The organism is Brachybacterium sp. EE-P12, assembly GCF_003711805.1.
Classification (GTDB): domain Bacteria; phylum Actinomycetota; class Actinomycetes; order Actinomycetales; family Dermabacteraceae; genus Brachybacterium.
This window is the reverse complement of sequence record NZ_QXCP01000004.1, coordinates 306,329-324,758: the sequence shown is the minus strand read 5'-3', so window position 1 is coordinate 324,758 and position 18,430 is coordinate 306,329. Positions and strand designations below refer to the sequence as shown.

Annotated in this window: 15 protein-coding genes; 13 read left to right on the top strand and 2 right to left on the bottom strand. The window is 72.2% G+C overall.

The genetic code is table 11. From position 1 onward, the window contains the following. Window positions 1-4: 4 nt before the first annotated feature. The 3 genes from D1648_RS04595 to D1648_RS04585 all read left to right on the top strand — a co-directional run bounded on the left by D1648_RS04595 (window position 5) and on the right by D1648_RS04585 (window position 3,836). A complete protein-coding gene (locus D1648_RS04595) occupies window positions 5-925 on the top strand; it encodes a formate transporter FocA (RefSeq protein WP_122939632.1) in 921 nt (306 codons plus the stop codon). 146 nt (window positions 926-1,071) lie between these two features. Then, entirely contained in the window at window positions 1,072-2,538 is a 1,467-nt protein-coding gene (locus D1648_RS04590) for an FAD-dependent oxidoreductase (protein ID WP_122939631.1), read from the top strand. A 443-nt stretch (window positions 2,539-2,981) separates the two neighbouring features. Next, window positions 2,982-3,836 (top strand): endonuclease domain-containing protein, encoded by an 855-nt coding sequence (locus D1648_RS04585; protein WP_164518581.1) that lies wholly within the window; start codon window positions 2,982-2,984, stop codon window positions 3,834-3,836. Between the two features lie 157 nt (window positions 3,837-3,993). On the opposite strand, the gene D1648_RS04580 is transcribed toward D1648_RS04585, so the two are convergent. Next, complete coding sequence (locus D1648_RS04580; protein WP_122939629.1) at window positions 3,994-5,205, bottom strand: pyridoxal phosphate-dependent aminotransferase; 1,212 nt, start codon at window positions 5,203-5,205, stop codon at window positions 3,994-3,996. Between the two features lie 212 nt (window positions 5,206-5,417). On the opposite strand from D1648_RS04580, the gene D1648_RS04575 reads away from it, so the two are divergent. Genes D1648_RS04575 through D1648_RS04560 form a run of 4 tightly spaced genes read left to right on the top strand, consistent with a single transcriptional unit; the run spans window position 5,418 to window position 11,033 of the window. Next, window positions 5,418-7,700 (top strand): alpha-galactosidase, encoded by a 2,283-nt coding sequence (locus tag D1648_RS04575; protein WP_122939628.1) that lies wholly within the window; start codon window positions 5,418-5,420, stop codon window positions 7,698-7,700. 47 nt (window positions 7,701-7,747) lie between these two features. Next, complete coding sequence (locus D1648_RS04570; protein ID WP_122939627.1) at window positions 7,748-8,662, top strand: carbohydrate ABC transporter permease; 915 nt, start codon at window positions 7,748-7,750, stop codon at window positions 8,660-8,662. A gap of 12 nt (window positions 8,663-8,674) precedes the next feature. Further along, window positions 8,675-9,622, top strand: a complete 948-nt coding sequence (locus D1648_RS04565; protein WP_122939626.1) for a carbohydrate ABC transporter permease — start codon at window positions 8,675-8,677, stop codon at window positions 9,620-9,622. Window positions 9,623-9,632: 10 nt separating this feature from the next. After that, window positions 9,633-11,033: a sugar ABC transporter substrate-binding protein gene (locus D1648_RS04560; RefSeq protein WP_122939625.1), complete on the top strand. Its 1,401-nt coding sequence runs from the start codon at window positions 9,633-9,635 to the stop codon at window positions 11,031-11,033. A 56-nt stretch (window positions 11,034-11,089) separates the two neighbouring features. On the opposite strand, the gene D1648_RS04555 is transcribed toward D1648_RS04560, so the two are convergent. Next, window positions 11,090-12,280, bottom strand: coding sequence for an ROK family transcriptional regulator (locus D1648_RS04555; protein WP_122939624.1), 1,191 nt, complete (start codon window positions 12,278-12,280; stop codon window positions 11,090-11,092). A 155-nt stretch (window positions 12,281-12,435) separates the two neighbouring features. Between D1648_RS04555 and D1648_RS04550 the strand changes: the two genes are divergently transcribed. The 6 genes from D1648_RS04550 to pgm all read left to right on the top strand — a co-directional run bounded on the left by D1648_RS04550 (window position 12,436) and on the right by pgm (window position 18,322). Continuing rightward, window positions 12,436-13,116, top strand: a complete 681-nt coding sequence (locus D1648_RS04550; RefSeq protein WP_122939623.1) for a hypothetical protein — start codon at window positions 12,436-12,438, stop codon at window positions 13,114-13,116. 22 nt (window positions 13,117-13,138) lie between these two features. Further along, a complete protein-coding gene (locus D1648_RS04545; RefSeq protein WP_122939622.1) occupies window positions 13,139-13,765 on the top strand; it encodes a hypothetical protein in 627 nt (208 codons plus the stop codon). A 271-nt stretch (window positions 13,766-14,036) separates the two neighbouring features. After that, window positions 14,037-14,672 (top strand): DUF47 domain-containing protein, encoded by a 636-nt coding sequence (locus tag D1648_RS04540; protein WP_122939621.1) that lies wholly within the window; start codon window positions 14,037-14,039, stop codon window positions 14,670-14,672. Further along, window positions 14,673-15,695, top strand: coding sequence for an inorganic phosphate transporter (locus D1648_RS04535; RefSeq protein ID WP_122939620.1), 1,023 nt, complete (start codon window positions 14,673-14,675; stop codon window positions 15,693-15,695). It begins immediately after the preceding gene. Window positions 15,696-15,815: 120 nt separating this feature from the next. Then, complete coding sequence (locus D1648_RS04530; protein WP_122939619.1) at window positions 15,816-16,610, top strand: hypothetical protein; 795 nt, start codon at window positions 15,816-15,818, stop codon at window positions 16,608-16,610. Window positions 16,611-16,684: 74 nt separating this feature from the next. Beyond that, window positions 16,685-18,322 carry a phosphoglucomutase (alpha-D-glucose-1,6-bisphosphate-dependent) gene (gene pgm / locus D1648_RS04525; RefSeq protein ID WP_122939618.1) on the top strand — a complete coding sequence of 546 codons (1,638 nt, stop codon included), beginning with the start codon at window positions 16,685-16,687 and terminating at the stop codon, window positions 18,320-18,322. Window positions 18,323-18,430 lie beyond the last annotated feature (108 nt).

The window sequence follows — 18,430 nt, the reverse complement described above, 5'->3', positions numbered from 1 at the left end:
TCCGATGACCTCGTCCGCGCCCGATCCCCGCACGAGCACCGCACCGCCCGCTGCGCCGAGCACCGCCGCGACCCCGCCGAAGCAGCTCACCCGGGCGCTCGAGGACGCGATGCACGCGAAGGCCACGGCGCCGCTGGGCCGCATGTTCCTCGCGACCCTCAGCGGCGGCGCCTTCATCGCGCTGGGCTTCGTGTTCATGGTGACCACGCAGCAGGGCATGGGCGAGTGGCCGGTCGGGTTCGCGAAGCTGATCGGCGGCGTCGTCTTCTCCGTGGGCCTGGGACTGGTGGTCATCAGCGGCTCGGACCTCTTCACGGGCACCACGCTGACCGCCATGCCCCGCCTGTCCGGGCGCCTCTCCACCGGGGCGATGCTGCGGCACTGGGGCGTCTCCGCGGGCGGGAACCTGATCGGCTCGGTGACGGTCGCGGTGCTGATCCTGCTGGCCGGCACCCATGCCACCAACGGCTCCGCCTGGGGGATGGTGGTGCTGGACACCACCCAGGCCAAGCTCTCCCACGACTGGCACCAGGCGTTCTTCCTCGGCGTCCTCGCGAACTTCGCCGTGTGCCTCGCGGTGTGGGCGGCGACAGCGGGCAAGACCGTCGCCGACAAGATCCTCGCCGTCGTGGGACCGGTCGCCCTGTTCGTCGCCTCCGGCTTCGAGCACTCGGTCGCGAACATGTTCATGCTCCCCATGGGCCTGCTGATCAAGTACGGCGCCGGCTCCGGCTTCTGGCACGGCGAAGCGCTGCAGGAGGCCGGGAAGTCGCTCGCGGACTACTCCTCGATCACGGTCGGCGCGGTGCTGTGGGACAACCTGATCCCGGTGCTGCTGGGCAACATCGTCGGCGGCGCGGTGCTCGTCGGCGCCTACTTCTGGTCGATCCACCGCCGCGGCGCCGCAGATGCGGCCGAGGGCTGAGCGCTCCGGCGCCCGCTCGGCCAGGATGACCTCGGCGTCGAGGGGTCGGGCGGCTCACAGTCCCCGGGGTGCTGACGAATTCCGCGTATAGAGTGGTGCGGAAATCAGTGCGACCCGGCGCCACGGCGCCACGAGACCGAGGTGTGATGTCCTCCTCCCAGCAGCCCTTCCGCCTGGCAGTGATCGGTTCCGGCCCCGCCGGCGTGTACGCCGCCGAGACCCTGCTGCGCTCCGCGCCGGTCAAGAGCGGCGAGCTCGAGGTCAGCATCGACCTGTTCGACCGCTTCCCGGCCCCGTTCGGTCTGATCCGCTACGGCGTCGCCCCTGACCATCCGCGCATCAAAGGCATCATCACGGCCCTGCACCGGATCCTCGGCCGCGGTGACATCCGCTTCCTCGGCGACGTCGAGTTCGGCACCGATCTCACCGCCGAGGACCTGCGCACCCACTACGACGCGGTGATCTTCGCGACCGGTGCGCTCAAGGACGCGGACCTCGAGATCCCCGGCATCGAGCTGGAAGGGTCCCACGGCGCCGCGGACTTCGTGGCCTGGTACGACGGCAACCCCGACTACCCGCGCACCTGGGAGCTCGACGCGGAGTCCGTGGCCGTGATCGGCAACGGCAACGTCGCCCTCGACGTCGCGCGGGTGCTCTCCAAGAGCGCCGACGAGCTGCTGCGCACGGAGATCCCCGCGAACGTCCACGAGGGGCTGCAGGCCGCGCGCACCGCCGACGTGCACGTCTTCGGCCGCCGCGGCCCGGCGCAGACGAAGTTCTCCCCGCTCGAGGCGCGCGAGCTCGCCCACCCCAAGGGCCTCCAGGTGGTGATGGACCCCCGCGACCTCGAGCAGATCACCGAGGAGCAGTGGGAGACGATCAAGGCCGACAAGCGCACCGACCAGGTCGTGCAGACCTTCGTCGGCTGGCTCGAGGAGCAGCAGCGCCGCGAGGCCTCCGGCGAGGAGCCCACGGACCGCGAGGGCGGCCCCGTGAGGCGCCGTCTGCACATGCACTTCTGGCATCGCCCCGTCGAGGTGCTCGGCGAGGACGGGAAGGTCACCGGCATGCGCTTCGAGCGCACGCGGCTCGACGAGGACGGAAACCTCGAGGGCACCGGCGAGATGGTCGACTACGAGCTCGGCGCCGTCTACCGGGCCGTCGGCTACCACGGCTCCGAGCTGCCCGGCGTGCCCTACGACGCCCGCCGCGGCGTGATCCCCAACCAGGCCGGCCGCGTCACCGAGGCCGACGGCACCGTGATCCCCGGCGTCTACACCAACGGCTGGATCAAGCGCGGTCCGGTCGGCCTGATCGGCGCGACGAAGTCCGATGCGCTCGAGACGATCACCTGCCTGCTCGAGGACATCGAGGCCGCACGCCTCTCCCCCGCCCCCGAGCGCGACGACGACGCGATCCTGCGCCTGCTGGACGACCGCGGCGTCGAGTACACGACCTGGGACGGCTGGACGGCGCTGGACGAGCACGAGAAGAGCCTCGGCGCCGCCGCGGTGGACGCCGACGGCGAGCCCCGCGCCCGCATCAAGGTCGTCGAGCGCGAGGAGATGGTGCGCGTCTCCCGCGAGGGCATGCACGCCCCCGCCAACGCCTGAGCCGCGCCCGGGTCTCCGCCAACGCCTGAGCCGCGCCCGCCCGCGTCCCGGGCACGTCTCACCGGCCGGCGCCGCCCCACGCCCCTCTCCTGACACCCCCCTCCTGCGCCGACACGCCGCTGGCGCCCGTCGAGCGCACCGATACCTGGCTCCAGCGCCGGTGATCGGTGCACTCGGCGCGCACCGGTCGGCGTGCCGTCGCGCAGCGTCCGGGCACGGGCCGCAGGGCACGGCGCGCACTCGCTCAGCGCCGGAACGGCGCGGACCTCCCCTCCCCAGGCAGACGCTGTCCCCATCGGGGGCGAACCCTCACCCCGTCGACGGCGCACGCTCCTACCGTCTCGACCATGACCACGCGCCCGGCTCCTCGAGCCCCGACTCCCCGACGTGCACGTCCGCGCATCTCCCCCGGCACGGTCTGGTCACGCCGCACGCTGCGTGGGATGGGGGTGAGCGAGGAGAGGCTCGCCTCGGCCGAGTTCACCCGCGTCCTCCCCGGCGCCGTCACCCCGACCGCCTCTCCCGCCCCGCTGCTGGAGGTCGCGCGCCATGCTCTCGGCGAGATCGTCCCCGCAGCGGTGATCTCCCACATCTCCGCGGCGGAGCTCCTCGCCCTCCCGCTCCCGTTCGAGCTCACCTGGGAACAGGGCGCACCGCTGCATGTGGACCTCGACCCCGCCCTGCGGAGGAGCGGAGCCGCGCGGCTGGTCGTCCACGCCCGCACCAGACCGAGACCGATCCGTCTGCGATCGGGGATTCCGGTGGCCGACCCGATCGGGGTCCTCCTCGACCTCGCCGGCGTCCTGTCCCACGACGACCTCGTCGCCTGCATCGATGCGCTCGGGTCCCTTCGCCGCAGGGAGGTCCGGGTTCCGGTGGACACCGTCCGCATCGCCGCGCAGTCCGTGACCGGACGCCATGTGAGAGCACTGCGTCGCGCCGCTCGCGAGGCGCGGGACGCGGTGGACTCCCCTCGAGAGACCCGGACTCGCCTGCTGCTCCTCCGCGCGGGATTCCCCGAGCCGGAGATCAACCGCCCGGTGATCGACCCCGCGACCGGGGTCGAGTACTTCATCGATCTCGCCTATCCAGCCTGGCGGATCGCGATCGAGTACGACGGCAAGGACCACTTCGAGCCCGAGCGGGCGAGGAAGGACCGGTACAAGGACGAGGTGCTCCATGATCAGGGCTGGTCCGTGCTCCGGCTGACGGTCCTCGACCACAGGGACCCTCGAGCGTTCCTCGCCAGGCTCCGCTACCGGATCGCGCAGGCGGAGGCTCGCGGGCGGGGGCGCTGAGCGACACGCCGTGCCGTCAGCGCCGAGGTCACCGTTCCCTGGCGATCCCGCAGGATTCCGGTGATCTCGGCGCGCGCGTCGACGGCGGGCCGGGCGGGCCGGGCCGGGGCAGGCCGGGCCGGGGCAGGCCGGGCCGGGGCGGGCGGGACGGCCCCGCTCAGCGCCGGATCGAGGCGAGGTGGTCGGCGATGCGGTCCACGGCGTCGGACAGCACGTCCACGGCCGGCAGGGTGACCAGCCGGAAGTGGTCGGGGGTGGCGAGGTTGAAGCCGGTGCCGTGCGTGACCAGGAGCTTCTTGGAGCGCAGCAGGTCATAGGCGAACTGCTCGTCGTCCTCGATGGCGTACATCTCGCGATCCAGGCGCGGGAACATGTACAGCGCGCCGGAGGCCTTGACGACGTCGATCCCGTCGATGGCGCTGAGCCCCTCGTAGGCGATGTCGCGCTGCTCGCGCAGGCGCCCGCCCGGCAGCAGCAGCTCCCCCACGCTCTGGTAGCCGCCGAGCGCGGTCGCGACCACGTGCTGGGCGGGCACGTTGGGGCAGAGGCGCATGTTCGACAGCACGTCGAGCCCCTCGATGAAGCTCGTCGCGTCCTCCTTCGGGCCGTGCAGCGCCATCCACCCGGCGCGGAAGCCGGCCACCCGGTACGCCTTGGACAGGCCGTTGAAGGTGATGGAGAGCAGGTCGGGGGCGAGGGCGCCGATATGGGTGTGGACGGCGTCGTCGTAGAGGATCTTGTCGTATATCTCGTCGGCGAGGATCATCAGGCCGTGCTCGCGGGCCACCGCGACGATCTCCCGCAGCACGTGCTCGGGATAGACGGCCCCGGTGGGGTTGTTGGGGTTGATCACCACGATCGCCTTGGTGCGCGGGGTGATCCGATCCGCGATGTCGTCGACGTCCGGCCACCAGTGCTGCTCCTCGTCGCAGCGGTAGTGGACGGCGCGGCCGCCGGCGAGCGCGATCGAGGCGGTCCACAGCGGGTAGTCGGGGCTCGGCACGAGCACCTCGTCGCCGTCGTCCACGAGCGCCTGGCAGGTCATCTGGATGAGCTCGGAGACGCCGTTGCCGAGGTAGATGTCGTCCAGCCCCATGCCGGGCATGCCCGTGGTCTGGTAGTACTGCGCGACGGCGCGACGGGCCGGGACGATGCCCTTGGAGTCCGAGTAGCCCTGCGCGGTGGGCAGGTTGCGGATCATGTCCACGAGGATCTCGTCGGGCGCCTCGAAGCCGAAGGGGGCGGGGTTGCCGATGTTCAGCTTGAGGATCTTGTGGCCCTCTGCCTCCATGCGAGCGGCCTCCGCGGGCACCGGCCCGCGGATCTCGTAGCACACGTCGCGCAGCTTGGAGGACTGGGTGAAGATCATCGGTGGGCTCCTGGCCTTCTCGGGGAGGGCGCCAGGGTAGCGCCGCGCGGCGTGCGATGCCGTCCCGTCTCGCCGGGGCACGCGCCGGACACCCCTCGACACGACCCTCGACCGCCATTACTTTCATGGTTATAGTTAATCTGTCGCGCCGGGCCGCGCCGCCGAGGCGCACCGCCCCCGACAGCACGGAAGCCACGAACCGGAGGTCGACGATGTCCCCGCAGAACGAGCCGCACCACGCGCAGAGCGCCCCGATCGCTCCAGGTGCAGAGATCACCGCGCCCCGGCCGGGCCTGACCCACCGGATCCACCTGAGCACCGCCGGGGTGTCCGTGCTGGTGGACGTGACCGACGGGCGCACCCCCGCGATCGTGCACTGGGGCGCCGCCCTCTCCCCCGGCGGCGAGCTCGGCCCCGGAGCCCTGGACGCCCTGTGCGAGGCCGCGATCGAGCCGGTCCCGCAGAACGCCGTGGACGTCCCCGTGCACGTGGGGATCCTCCCGCAGGTCGCCGACGGCTGGCTGGGCAGGCCGGGCCTGTCCGGCTCCCGCCCCGACGGCTCGGGGTGGTCGCCCCGCTTCGCGGTGCAGGAGCTGCGGATCGACGGGACGGCGCTGACCGCCCGGCACGCCGAGACCGGCGCCGCGCACCTCGCCGTGGACCTGGCCGACGAGTCCGAGGGCCTCGCCCTGCTGCTCGAGCTCGAGCTGCTGCCCACCGGCCTGCTGCGCCTGCGGGCGAACCTGACCAACACGGGCACGAGCCCCTACCGCCTCGACGAGCTGACCCTCTCCCTCCCCGTCCCGGCCGCGGCGGAGGAGCTGCTGGACTTCGCGGGGCGCTGGACGAAGGAGCGCACCCCGCAGCGGCGCGACTTCACGGTCGGCACTCATCTGCGAGAGAACCGTCGCGGCCGCACCGGCGCCGACTCCGCGCACGTGCTGCACGCGGGCCGGGCCGGCGTCGGCTTCCGCGAGGGCGAGGTGTGGGCGGTGCACACCGCGCTCTCCGGCAACCACCGCCATCTCGCCGAGCGCACCAGCACCGATCGTCGCCTGCTGGGCGGCGGGGAGCTGCTGCTGCCGGGCGAGATCGTCCTCGCCCCGGGCGAGGCGTACGAGGGACCGTGGCTGTACGCCTCCCACGGGGAGGGGCTCGACGCGGTCGCCGCGCGCTTCCACCGCCACCTGCGCTCGCGCCCCCATCACGTGGACACCCGCCGCCCCGTGACGCTGAACGTGTGGGAGGCGGTGTACTTCGACCACGACCTGGCGCGCCTGACCGATCTCGCCGACCGCGCCGCAGCCCTCGGCGTCGAGCGGTTCGTGCTCGACGACGGCTGGTTCGGCGGCCGCCGCGACGACACCTCCTCCCTCGGGGACTGGGTCGTCTCCGAGCAGGTGTGGCCGGACGGGCTCGGCCCCCTGATCGATCATGTGCGGGGCCTGGGCATGGAGTTCGGGCTGTGGTTCGAGCCGGAGATGGTCAGCGAGGACTCCGAGGTCGCCCGCGCCCACCCCGAGTGGATCATGGCGCCCTCCCCCCAGCGGATGCCGCTGCGCTCCCGCAGCCAGCAGGTGCTGAACCTGACCATCCCCGAGGCCTACGCGCACGTGCGCGACCAGATGCGCGCGGTCCTGGACGCCCACGAGATCGGGTACCTCAAGTGGGATCACAACCGCGATCTGCTGGAGTCCGCGACGCGCGCCACGGGCCGCGCCGCCGTGCACGCCCAGACCCGCGCCGCCTATCGCCTCATGGACGAGCTGCGCGCGGCGCACCCGGGCCTGGAGATCGAGTCCTGCGCCTCCGGCGGAGCGCGCGTGGACCTCGAGGTGCTCGAGCACACCGACCGGGTGTGGGTCTCGGACTGCATCGATCCGCTCGAGCGCCAGCAGATGCACCGCTGGACCTCGCAGCTGATCCCGCTCGAGCTCATGGGCAGCCACATCGCCTCCGGCCGCTCGCACACCACCGGACGCCTGCACACGCTCGGCTTCCGTGCCCACAGCGCGCTGATGGGCCATCTGGGCATCGAATGGGACCTCGCCGCGGCGAGCGAGCAGGAGCTCACCGAGCTCGCCGCCTGGATCGCCCTGTACAAGGAGCGGCGCGAGCTGCTGTTCACGGGGGAGCTCGTGCGCGCCGACCGCGGCGACAGCGCCCTGTGGCTGCAGGGCGTGGTCTCCCCCGACCGCGGCGAGGCGCTGTTCGCGCTCAGCGCCGTCGGCCGGGCGGACACCTCCCAGCACCCGCGGCTGCTGCTGCCGGGCCTGGACCCCGCCGCCGACTATCGCGTGCGCGCCCTGCTCCCCAGCGGCCCGCCCTCGCACCTGACCGCCCCGCCCTGGCTGGCGCGCGCCCTCGCCGAGGGCGAGGCGGTCCTGCCGGGCGCTGCGCTCGCCCGGAGCGGCCTGGCCTCTCCCCTGCTCGATCCCGAGCAGGGCCTGCTGCTGTCCCTGACCCGCGAGCCCGCCGCCGGCCCGGCTCTCTGACCCGCCCCATCACCACCCCATCCCCCGCTCACGGAAAGAAGGCACCTATGTCCACCGCGACGACGTCGACGCGGTCGGCCCCGACGAGGCGCCGCCGGAAGGACGACACGAAGCTCGCGCTGCTGTTCATCGCGCCCGCCTCGTTCGGCCTGCTGGTGTTCCTCGTGTGGCCGCTGCTGACCGGCCTGTACTACTCCCTCACGGAGTACACGACCCTCACCCCGCCCAGCTGGGTGGGGCTCGAGAACTACCGCCGCCTCCTGGCCGATCCGGTGTTCTGGAACTCGCTGAAGGTGACGGTGGTGTACGTCGCCATCAACATCGGCGTGCAGACGATCGTCGCACTCGTCATCGCGGTGCTCATGCAGCGGCTGACGCAGTCCACCGTGCTGCGCTCGCTGGTGCTCGCCCCGTACCTGGTCTCGAACGTGGTCGCCGCGATCGTGTTCCTGTGGATCCTGGACACCCAGCTGGGCATCGTGAACATCTTCCTGCAGTGGGTCGGCTTCGACCCGGTCTCCTTCTGGTCCAGCGAGACCTGGGTGATCCCGACGGTCGCGCTGGTGAACGTGTGGCGCCACATGGGCTACACGGCGCTGCTGCTCTTCGCCGGGCTGCAGTCGATCCCCACCTTCCTCTACGAGGCCGCGCGCACGGAGGGCGCCGGGGAGATCACGATGTTCCGCCGCATCACCCTGCCGCTGCTGCGTCCGATCCTGGCGCTCGTGCTGATCATGACGATCATCGGCTCCTTCCAGGTGTTCGACACCGTCTCGGTGACCACCCAGGGCGGTCCGGCGGACGCCTCGAAGGTGCTGCAGATGTACATCTACGACAAGGCGTTCGCCCAGTACGAGTTCGGCTACGCCTCGGCGCTGTCCGTCGCACTGCTGGTGATCCTCATGGTGATCACCTTCGCGCAGTACTGGATGAGCCGTGCCGGCCAGTCGGATCTGGACTGAGAGGAGAGCGCGATGACCACGACCACCACGCAGCGCGACAGCGCCCCCGTCGCGGGCGGGCCCGCCCCTGCCCTTCGCCCCCGCCGCACCGTCCCCTGGGGCAAGATCGCGGCCTGGGCCGCGATGGTGATCTTCCTGTTGATCACCCTGTTCCCCTTCTACTGGATGCTCCGCACGGCGCTGTCCAGCAACAACGCCCTGGCCACCGATCCGGGCAGCCTCCTGCCCGTCGGCCTGAACACCGGCGGCTTCGAGCGCGTCTTCGGTCTGCAGGACGTCGAGACCGCGATCTCCCAGGGCGGCTCCGGCGCCTCGATCAACTTCTGGCGCTACCTGCTGAACTCGGTGCTCGTCGCGACCACGATCACCGTGGTGCAGACCTTCTCCTGCGCGATGGCCGCCTATGCCTTCTCGCGCCTCCGCTGGCGCGGGCGGGACCTCGTGTTCATGATCTTCCTGGGATCGCTGATGATCCCGCAGATCTTCACCCTGCTGCCCAACTTCATCCTGATCAAGAACCTGGGCCTGGTGGACACGCTGCTGGGCATCATGCTGCCCACCCTGTTCATCTCGAGCTTCGCGATCTTCTTCCTGCGCCAGTTCTTCAACAACGTCTCTCGCGAGGTGGAGGAGGCGGCGCTGATCGACGGGGCGAGCAAGGCGCGGGTGTTCTTCACCCTCATCCTGCCGATCTCCTCCGCACCGCTGGCGACGCTGGCGCTGCTGACCTACATGACCGCCTGGAACGAGTACTTCTGGTCGCTGATGGTCTCGTACACCGACCAGTCCCGGGTGCTCACCGTGGCGCTGGGCGTCTTCCGCGCCCAGGCCCCCGGCACGGGACCGGACTGGTCCGGGCTGATGGCGGCGACGCTCGTCGCGGCCGCGCCCATGCTGATCCTCTTCGCCCTGTTCGCGAAGAAGATCGTGAACTCCATCGGCTTCAGCGGGATCAAGTGAGGTGCCCGAGATGACTGAGAACCGCCATCGACTCCCGTCCCCCGCCCCGTCTCGCGGGCTGACCCGTCGCCGGCTCCTGCAGGGCTCGGCGGCCCTGGCCGCCGGCACGGCAGGGACCGCTGCCCTCGCCTCCTGCGGCACCAGCGCCGCCCCGGCCGGCGCCACCGAGATCGACTACTGGCTGTGGGACGCGAACCAGCTGCCCGCCTACTCCGCCGCGATCGACGCGTTCATGGACCAGAACCCGGACGTCTTCGTGCGGGTGACCCAGCTGGGCTGGGACGACTACTGGACGAAGCTGACCGCGAGCTTCGTGGCCGAGGCCGGCCCGGACGCCTTCGCCGACCACCTCGCCCGCTATCCGGAGTTCGTCGAGCTCGGGGTGATCGCGCCGCTGGACGATCTCGCACCCCTGGCCGACATCACCGCCGAGCGCTTCCAGGACGGTCTGCAGGAGCTCTGGACCGGGCAGGACGGCACGCGCTACGGCATCCCGAAGGACTACGACACCATCGCGGTGATGTACGACAAGAACATGCTCGCCGAGGAGGGCCTGAGCGAGGACGACCTCGCGGGCCTGGACTGGAACCCCGAGGACGGCGGGTCCTTCGAGCGGATGCTCGCGCGCCTCACGATCGACGAGAACGGCGTGCGCGGCGACGAGGAGGGCTTCGACCCGACGAGGGTGGCGCGCTACGGGATGGGAGCCGACGCGGGCATCGACTACACCGGTCAGAGCTCCTGGTCCGCCTTCGCGTTCTCGACCGGCTGGACCTTCACCGACGCCGACACCTGGGGCACGACCTTCCGCTACGACGACGACCGCTTCGCGGCGACGATGGACTGGTACTTCGGGCTCGTGGACAAGGGCCTGTTCCCGCCCTTCGGCACCTTCGGGGACTCGAGCCCCGTGCAGACCCAGGTGCAGTCCGGGAAGGCGGCGCTGGGGCTCGCGGGCTCCTGGATGATCTCGACCTGGGCGAACCTCGAGGGGGTCGATCTCGGGATCGCACCGCTGCCCGCGGGGCCGATCGGCACTCCCATGTCGATGTTCAACGGGCTGGGCGACTCGATCTCCGCGCAGTCCGAGCACAAGGAGGAGGCGGCGCGGCTGATCGCCTTCCTCGCCTCCAACGAGGCGCAGCGGCTGATCGGCGAGCGCGCCCCGTTCTTCCCCGCGACCGATGCGGGCACCGAGGCCGCGATCGCGGCCTATGCGGACCAGGGTCTGGACGTCACCCCGTTCACGGATCGGGTCGCGAACGGCGAGACAGGCCTGTACCCGCTGGTGGAGAACTCCGCCTCGATCATGTCGATCATGCAGCCGGCCTTCGACCAGTGCTGGATGCGGCAGATCGACGGCGCGGACTTCGCGGCCTACAACGAGCGGGTCAACGCGCTGTTCTCGTGAGCCGCCCGGGGTGATCCGACGGCCCGTGAGGACCGGCGCGTCGGCGGCGGGGTCGCTCAGACCTCGCCGCCGACGAACTCCTGGATCGCGATGACCGCGGCGCCCCGTGCCCACTGGTCGAAGTCCCCGCCGAGCTCGCGGATCACGAGGTCCTGCTGCACGCCGGGCAGGGACGCGCGCAGCGTCCCCTCGAACTCCCCGTCGGCGGCGAGGACGAGGTCGATGATCTCCCCGCCGAGCACGATCGCCTCGGGGTCGGCCACGGCGACCACGGCGGCGGCCGCGCGGGCGAGGGTGCGGGCGAGCTCCGCGCAGACCTCTCGGGCCCCGGGGTCGTCGTCGGCCAGCAGCGTGCGCAGACGCTCGACGCCCTCCCCGGCCCCGAGCACTCCCGCCTCGCGGGCCGCGGACTCGACGGCGGCGGTGCGCGCCGCCTGCCAGAAGGGGACGGGAGCGCCGTCGTCGCGAGCGTCCACGGGCAGGCGCCCGGTGAGCCCGGCGAGATGGGAGCGGCCCTGCAGCAGCCGTCCCTCGACGACGGTGCCGATCGCGACGCCGACCCCGAGGGTGAGCACCGCGAAGGTGCGATAGGCGCGGCCGATCCCGAACCAGTTCAGGCCGTGGACCATCGCGGCGATGTCGTTGTCGACCGTGACGGGCAGGCGGAGGCGCTCCTCGAGCCGGGCGGCGAGTTCCACGGGCCGGTCCCAGCCGAGGATCCAGGAGGAGTCCACCCGCCTGCGGTCCGCGACGTTCCCGCCGATGCTGACCCCGACCCCGGCGACGCGGGGATGGGCCTCGGCGAGGGCGAGCACCGGCTCGACGACGCTGTCCACGACGGTCCGCGCGGCGGTGCCCGGAAGGGGCATCACGAGCTCCTCGAGCGCGTTGCCGCGCGCGGTGGTGACCACGGCGTGGACCTCGTCGGCCGTGACCTTGACCCCGACGAAGCGGGGGCCGTGGTTCTCCTCGATGTCCAGCGGCTGCTGGGGGCGGCCCTTGGCCAGCGCCACGGTCTCCAGCGGGTGGAGGTGCCCGGCCTCGAGCAGCTCGCGGGTGACGCGGGTGACGGTCGGCGCGGACAGACCCAGCCGCTCGGTGAGGTCCCGGCGGGAGCGGGGGCCGAAGCGCAGCAGGTCGCGGTACACGGCGCGGGCGCTGTCACCGCCGAGGTCGGGCACGGGCGGTGCCGGTGCGGGACGAGAGCTCGTCCCCTGGTCCGCGGCCTCGTGCTGATCCCCCTGCATCCTGCGCAGTCTAGCCGCGCGACGGCTCCACGGCCCGCGCCGGGCGAGGAGCACCGCGGTGGAGCGGGTGCGCCGCATCTGCCATGCTTCCGTCGACATCTCCGCCCGTTCGCCGTCTGCGCGAGCGGCTCCACGACGCCCGAGGGGGACCATCGATGAACGACTCCGGCAGCGCCGCCTCCGGCGAGCAGGTCACGATCTACACGGCCTACGAGATCGACTTCATGCTGGGCCTGCGCGACACGGAGAACGCCCGGATCACCCGCGAGCAGGTGGGGCTGCGCAGCGCCCCCGAGCAGGCGCGGGAGTTCGTGACCGCCGCGGTGACCTCCGGTCTGCGGGCGCGCGGGAAGGTCGAGCGCTCGGCGGACGGCCAGTGGCTGTTGGGCGAGGAGGGCCAGGTGGTCGCCGCCGCGCTCACCGCCGCGGACCGCTGGCTCGGGATCGCGCTCGCGGAGGGCGAGGCGATGCGGATGGCCTTCGTCATCAAGGCGGACGACGTGATCCTCATGCTCACCCAGGACGAGCTGGACTCCTTCCTCGTCTCCGCCCTGCCGGACGCCGCCCACGTGCCCGCCTCGGTCTCCGACATCGTGCTGGCCTTCCTCGAGGAGGGGCACGAGCGCACCGTCTCGCTGCGCCGCACCTCGCTCGCCGCCCCCGAGGAGCCGGCCCCGCTCATGGTGCACGTCGAGGCCGACGGCAGCTGGCGGCTCGGCCATCTGCCCCTGGACGACCGGGGCGTCCTCACCGTCTCCGAGGTCACCGCGGCGCAGCTGCCGGAGGTGGTGCGGGCGCTGTGGGAGGACGGCACGAGCGCCCCGCCCGCGGCCTGACGCGCGGCGTAGGGTGCGGTGCATGTCCTCGCACGACTCCTCCGCCCCGCGTTTCCGCCGCCCCGCCTCGATGTATCCCTCGGTCGCCGAGTCGATCCCCGGGGAGCCGGACCCCTCGACCTCGACGGATCTCGCGCACGACTCGGCGCGGGCGCTGCTGGACGGGGTGTTCCACAGCTCCGACCCGGAGGTCGTCCAGCGGGTGGTCTCCCTCGCGGCCGACGACGGGCTGACGGATCTGGCGGCGCTGTGGTCCGCCTCGCCCGCGACCACGCTGCCCGGGGCGCTGTGGCGGATGTACGTGCTGCACACCTGGGTGCGGCGCAGCGGCGACGAGGTCGCGCGCCGCTACCGGGCCGGCTCGCGCACGGTGCCGGGGCTGCGCTATCTGACGGGCTTCGCCGAGCCGCCGGAGGTGACGCAGGTCCAGGAGACGATGGACGACATCCTGCGCGGCGCGTTCACCGGCGACCTCGGCCTCGCGCTGCGCCGCGCCGGCGCGGTCGCGACGCTGCTCGCGCACGGCACCGCCCATCTGGCCGACGACGACCGCGACGACGCGCGCACCCGCCAGGCGGAGCGGCTGCTGCGCACGGGCGAGGACCTCATCGCTGCCGGACGGCATGCGGAGGCCGGGCGTCTGGACTGATCCGTGCCGCCCGCCGGGGCGCGCCGGGGCCTGCTGAGGTCCTCGCCATAGTGCGCAGGCCGCGCACTTGCGTCGCCTCCGGGGCGGTGCTCTACGATGGGCGCGCGTCGGGCCGCGGTTGCCCCGGGCTCCAACATCTGCCGCTTCGAGCGGCCTTCGCGCCGACAGGCGCATCCCGGTCCGGCGCCTCAGCATCACGAGCAGGAACCCGCGTCCGATCGCACGGACGACGAGGCATGCACGCGCCCACGGCGCGAGGAGGAGACGCGAGGTGGTGCAGTTCCTCTCCCGGCTCTTCCCCGCCCGCACGGAACGACCGCTGAGCGAGCTGCTCTCCGAGCTGGCCGAGCTGCTGGTCCAGGCGGCTGACACCCATTCGAAGCTGCTGGGCAGCGGCTATCGGGAGCGGACGCGCCTCGCGCCGACGCTGCACGAGCAGTCCACGGTCGCCGAGGAGCTGTGCCTGCGCACCTCACGCCGTCTCGCGGAGTCCCTGATCACGCCCTACGAGGCCGAGCTGCTCTACGACTTCTCGCTCACGATCGCCGACGCCGTGGATGCGATGGAGCACACCGCGGGGCTGCTCGTGGCCGCCCGCACGGGGACGCTGCCCATTCCGCTGCTGGATGCGGCCGAGGGGATCGAGCGCGCGGCCGAGCTCACCGTCGCCGCGTCCTGGAAGCTCAACGACACCCAGGACCTCGGCGACTACTACGTCCAGGTCCGCAAGCTCAAGCGACAGGGCGACCGCCTGGTGCGCCAGGCCCTCGGCGAGCTGTACTCCCGCGGCGGCGCCACCCAGGAACTGCTGCCCCTGCACGACGTCGCCGGGTCGATCCAGCGCACGATCGCCCTGCAGGAGAGGGTGGCGCGCATCGCGGACCTGCTGCGCATCAAGGACGCCTGAGTGACGCCGCTCCTGCTCGCCCTGGTCGTGACGCTGTCGCTGGCCGTCGCCTACATGAACGGCTTCCACGACGCCTCCAACGCGATCTCCACGACGATCACCACCCGGGCGCTGAGGGCGTCCTCGGCCCTGTGGGCGGCGGCGGTGCTGAACACCCTCGGTGCGCTGCTGGGGCTGGCGCTGCTGGCGATGACGGTGCCCTGGGCGGTGCGCCTGCTGGGACTGGGGCCGTTGGTCGACAGCCTGGGCGCCGCCCCCGACGTGCTCGGCGCGGCGCTGCTGGCGCTGCTGATCACGACCTTCTGCTGGGACCTGCTCACCTGGTGGCTTGGGATGCCCTCCTCCACCTGGCACGCCTTCTTCGGGGCCTCCTCCGGGGTGGCGCTGGTGGTGGGGACGTCGGCCGCCTGGGACCGGTTGGGCCTGATGGTGGTCGTCTCCCTCGTCGGCCCTGTCATCTCGGCGACGGTCGCGTATCTGCTGATGCAGCTGATCCAGCGCCTGGCCCGTGCCGAGCTGATGGGCCCCGGCACGATCCGCTTCGCGCAGACCTTCTCGGCGAGCGCCGTCGCGGCCGGCCACGGTCTGAGCGATGCCCGGCTGCCCCTCGCGGTCGTGGTGATCGCGCTGGGCACGGCCGGTCACGGCCCCTCCGGCACCACGGCGATGACGCTGATGGTGTCCGTCGCGGTCGCCGTCGGCGCCGGGACGCTGATGGGCGGCCACCGCATCATCCGCACCCTGGGACGTCGGCTGACGGATCTCACGGCCGCGCAGGGTCTGGCGGCGGAGTCCTCCGCGGCGATGACGACCTCGCTGTCGGTGTTCGGGCTCCAGTCCCCCGTCTCCACCAGCCAGGCGCTCGCCTCGAGCGTCGTCGGCGCGGGGGTCGCCCGGGGCCGGCGGACCGTGCGCTGGCGGGTCGCGCGGGAGGTGCTGCTTGTGTGGCTCGTGACCCCGGTGGCGTGCGCGGTGCTCGGCGCGGCGCTGCACGGCGTGGGTCGGGAGCTCCTCGGGCCGTGAGGCGGCGCTGCGGGACGACGCCCGGCTGCGGGCCGGACCGCAGCCTCGCGCCACGTGCGCGCAGAGGTCGTGCAGGACGGACCACTATCCTTGGCGGAGCCGAGTCTCGAAGGAGTCCCGATGTCCGACGGTGAGCCCACCACGCCCGCCCCGCGGAAGCGCCCGAGCTTCGGGCTGCCGGGGCCGACGCAGCCCGTCCCGGGCGCGGAGCCGCAGCCGGGACCGTCCCAGCACGGCGAGCCGCGGCACGGGTCCTGGCAGGGATCGCCGTACGCGCCGCAGTCGTCGAGCGACCCGCAGGCGCACGGCCGGCACGGGGGCTACGGCGAGATGCCGGTGACGGGCCCGCTGCCCCCGAGCGTGAGCTCCTCACCCTCCTCCCCCGGCGGCTCCCGGACCAGGCGTCGCCGCGGCGTGCTGCCGCTCGTGATCGGGCTGGTGCTGCTGGTCGTGATCGCGCCGGTCGCGACGATCGTCGGGATCGTGTGGTCTGTCAGCTCGCTGGTCGGCGATGCGTCCTCGGGCCCGACGCCGATGGAGGCGAGCTCGACGCTCGAGCTCTCGGCCCAGGAGATGGTGATCGTCTACGTCCCCGCCGAGGACGCCGCGACCGCCCAGTGCACGGCGGAGGGCACCTCCGCCGGGGACCTCACGACCGTGCCGAGCTCGACCTCGACCACCTTCGGCGACGGCTCGGAGTACGTGCAGGTGCTGGGTGTGGCCTCCCTGCAGGACACCACCGCGACCATCTCGTGCACGGGCACGGACGCCCCCGCCCACCTGGGCCCGTACAGCCTCTTCGGCATGATGGCGCCGCTCGTGATCGGCCCGATCATCGGCGTGGTCGCGGGGCTGGTGGGTCTGGTGCTCACGATCATCGGCATCGTGCTGCTGGTCCGCTCGCGCCGCGCCTGAGACGCCCCTGACCCGCGGGCGTCGCTGACCTAGAGTGGCGCCGAGCCCCAGTTCTCGAGGATGGAGTGGTGACAATGCACCCCCGCGCAGGCCTACCGGCACAGCAGGAGGATCTCGTCGACGTCGACGCACTCCTCGACTCCTACTACGACCTCCACCCGGACCCCGACGACCCGGATCAGGCGGTCTCCTTCGGCACCTCCGGCCATCGCGGCTCCTCGCTGGACGCAGCGTTCAACGAGGACCACATCGCGGCGACCACGCAGGCGATCGTCGAGCACCGGGCGGCACAGGGCATCCGCGGCCCGCTGTTCATCGGCCGGGACACCCATGCCCTGTCCCGTCCCGCCTTCGACACGGCGCTCGAGGTGCTCGTGGGCAACGACGTCGCGGTGCAGGTCGACTCGCTGGACGGGTACACCCCCACCCCGGCCGTCTCCCACGCGATCCTCGTGCACAACCGGGACCGCGCCGCGAACGACCCGGGCCGCGCCGACGGCATCGTGGTCACCCCGAGCCACAACCCTCCCCGCGACGGCGGCTTCAAGTACAACCCGCCCCACGGCGGTCCGGCCGACACCGACGCGACCTCGTGGATCGCGGATCGGGCGAACGAGCTGCTGCGCGCGGGACTGAAGGACGTGCGCCGCCACGGCCGCCAGAAGGCCCTGCAGGACGCCTCCCAGTACGACTACCTGCGCACCTATGTGCAGGATCTGACCTCCGTCATCGACCTCGAGGCGATCCGCCGCGCGGGCGTGCGCATCGGCGCGGATCCGCTGGGCGGCGCGGCCGTGGACTACTGGGCCGAGATCGGGGAGATGCACGACCTGGACCTCACGGTGGTCAACCCCGCGGTCGACCCGCAGTGGTCCTTCATGACCCTGGACCGGGACGGGAAGATCCGCATGGACTGCTCGAGCCCGTGGGCGATGGCCTCGCTGCTCGAGAAGCGGGACGAGTACGACGTCGCCACGGGCAACGACGCGGATGCGGACAGGCACGGGATCGTCACGCCCGACGGCGGGTTGATGAACCCCAACCACTACCTGGCCACTGCGATCACCTATCTGTTCGCGCACCGCCCGGGCTGGCCGGCGGGGGCGAAGGTCGGCAAGACCGTCGTCTCCTCGAGCCTCATCGACCGGGTCGTCGCCGATCTGGGCCGTGAGCTGTTCGAGGTGCCGGTCGGCTTCAAATGGTTCGTCCCGGGTCTGATCGACTCCTCCGTGGGCTTCGGCGGCGAGGAGAGCGCAGGGGCCTCGTTCCTGCGCCACGACGGCTCGGTGTGGACCACGGACAAGGACGGGATCATCCTCGCGCTGCTGGCCTCGGAGATCCTCGCCGTCACCGGTCGCTCCCCCAGCACGCTCCACGCGGAGCTCGTCGAGAAGTTCGGCGCGAGCGCGTACTCGCGCACGGACGCCCCTGCCGATCGTGAGCAGAAGGCGAAGCTGAAGGCGCTCAGCCCCGCGCAGGTGACCGCCACGGAGCTCGCGGGCGAGCCGATCGTCTCGGCGATCACCGAGGCGCCCTCGGGCGGTGCGATCGGCGGGCTGAAGGTGTCCACACAGTCCGCCTGGTTCGCGGCTCGACCGTCGGGCACCGAGGACATCTACAAGATCTATGCGGAGTCCTTCCGCGGCGAGGAGCATCTCGCGCAGGTGCAGCAGGCCGCGAAGGAGCTCGTGGACGGCGCGCTCGCGGACTGAGGCTCGTGGGCCGGGCGCCGCGCTCGTCGGCCACCCGTCCGCCGCCCGCGCCCGAGGCCGGACCTCTCCTCCCCAGGGCCTCTCGGACGCCCGAACGGCGCTGGGGAG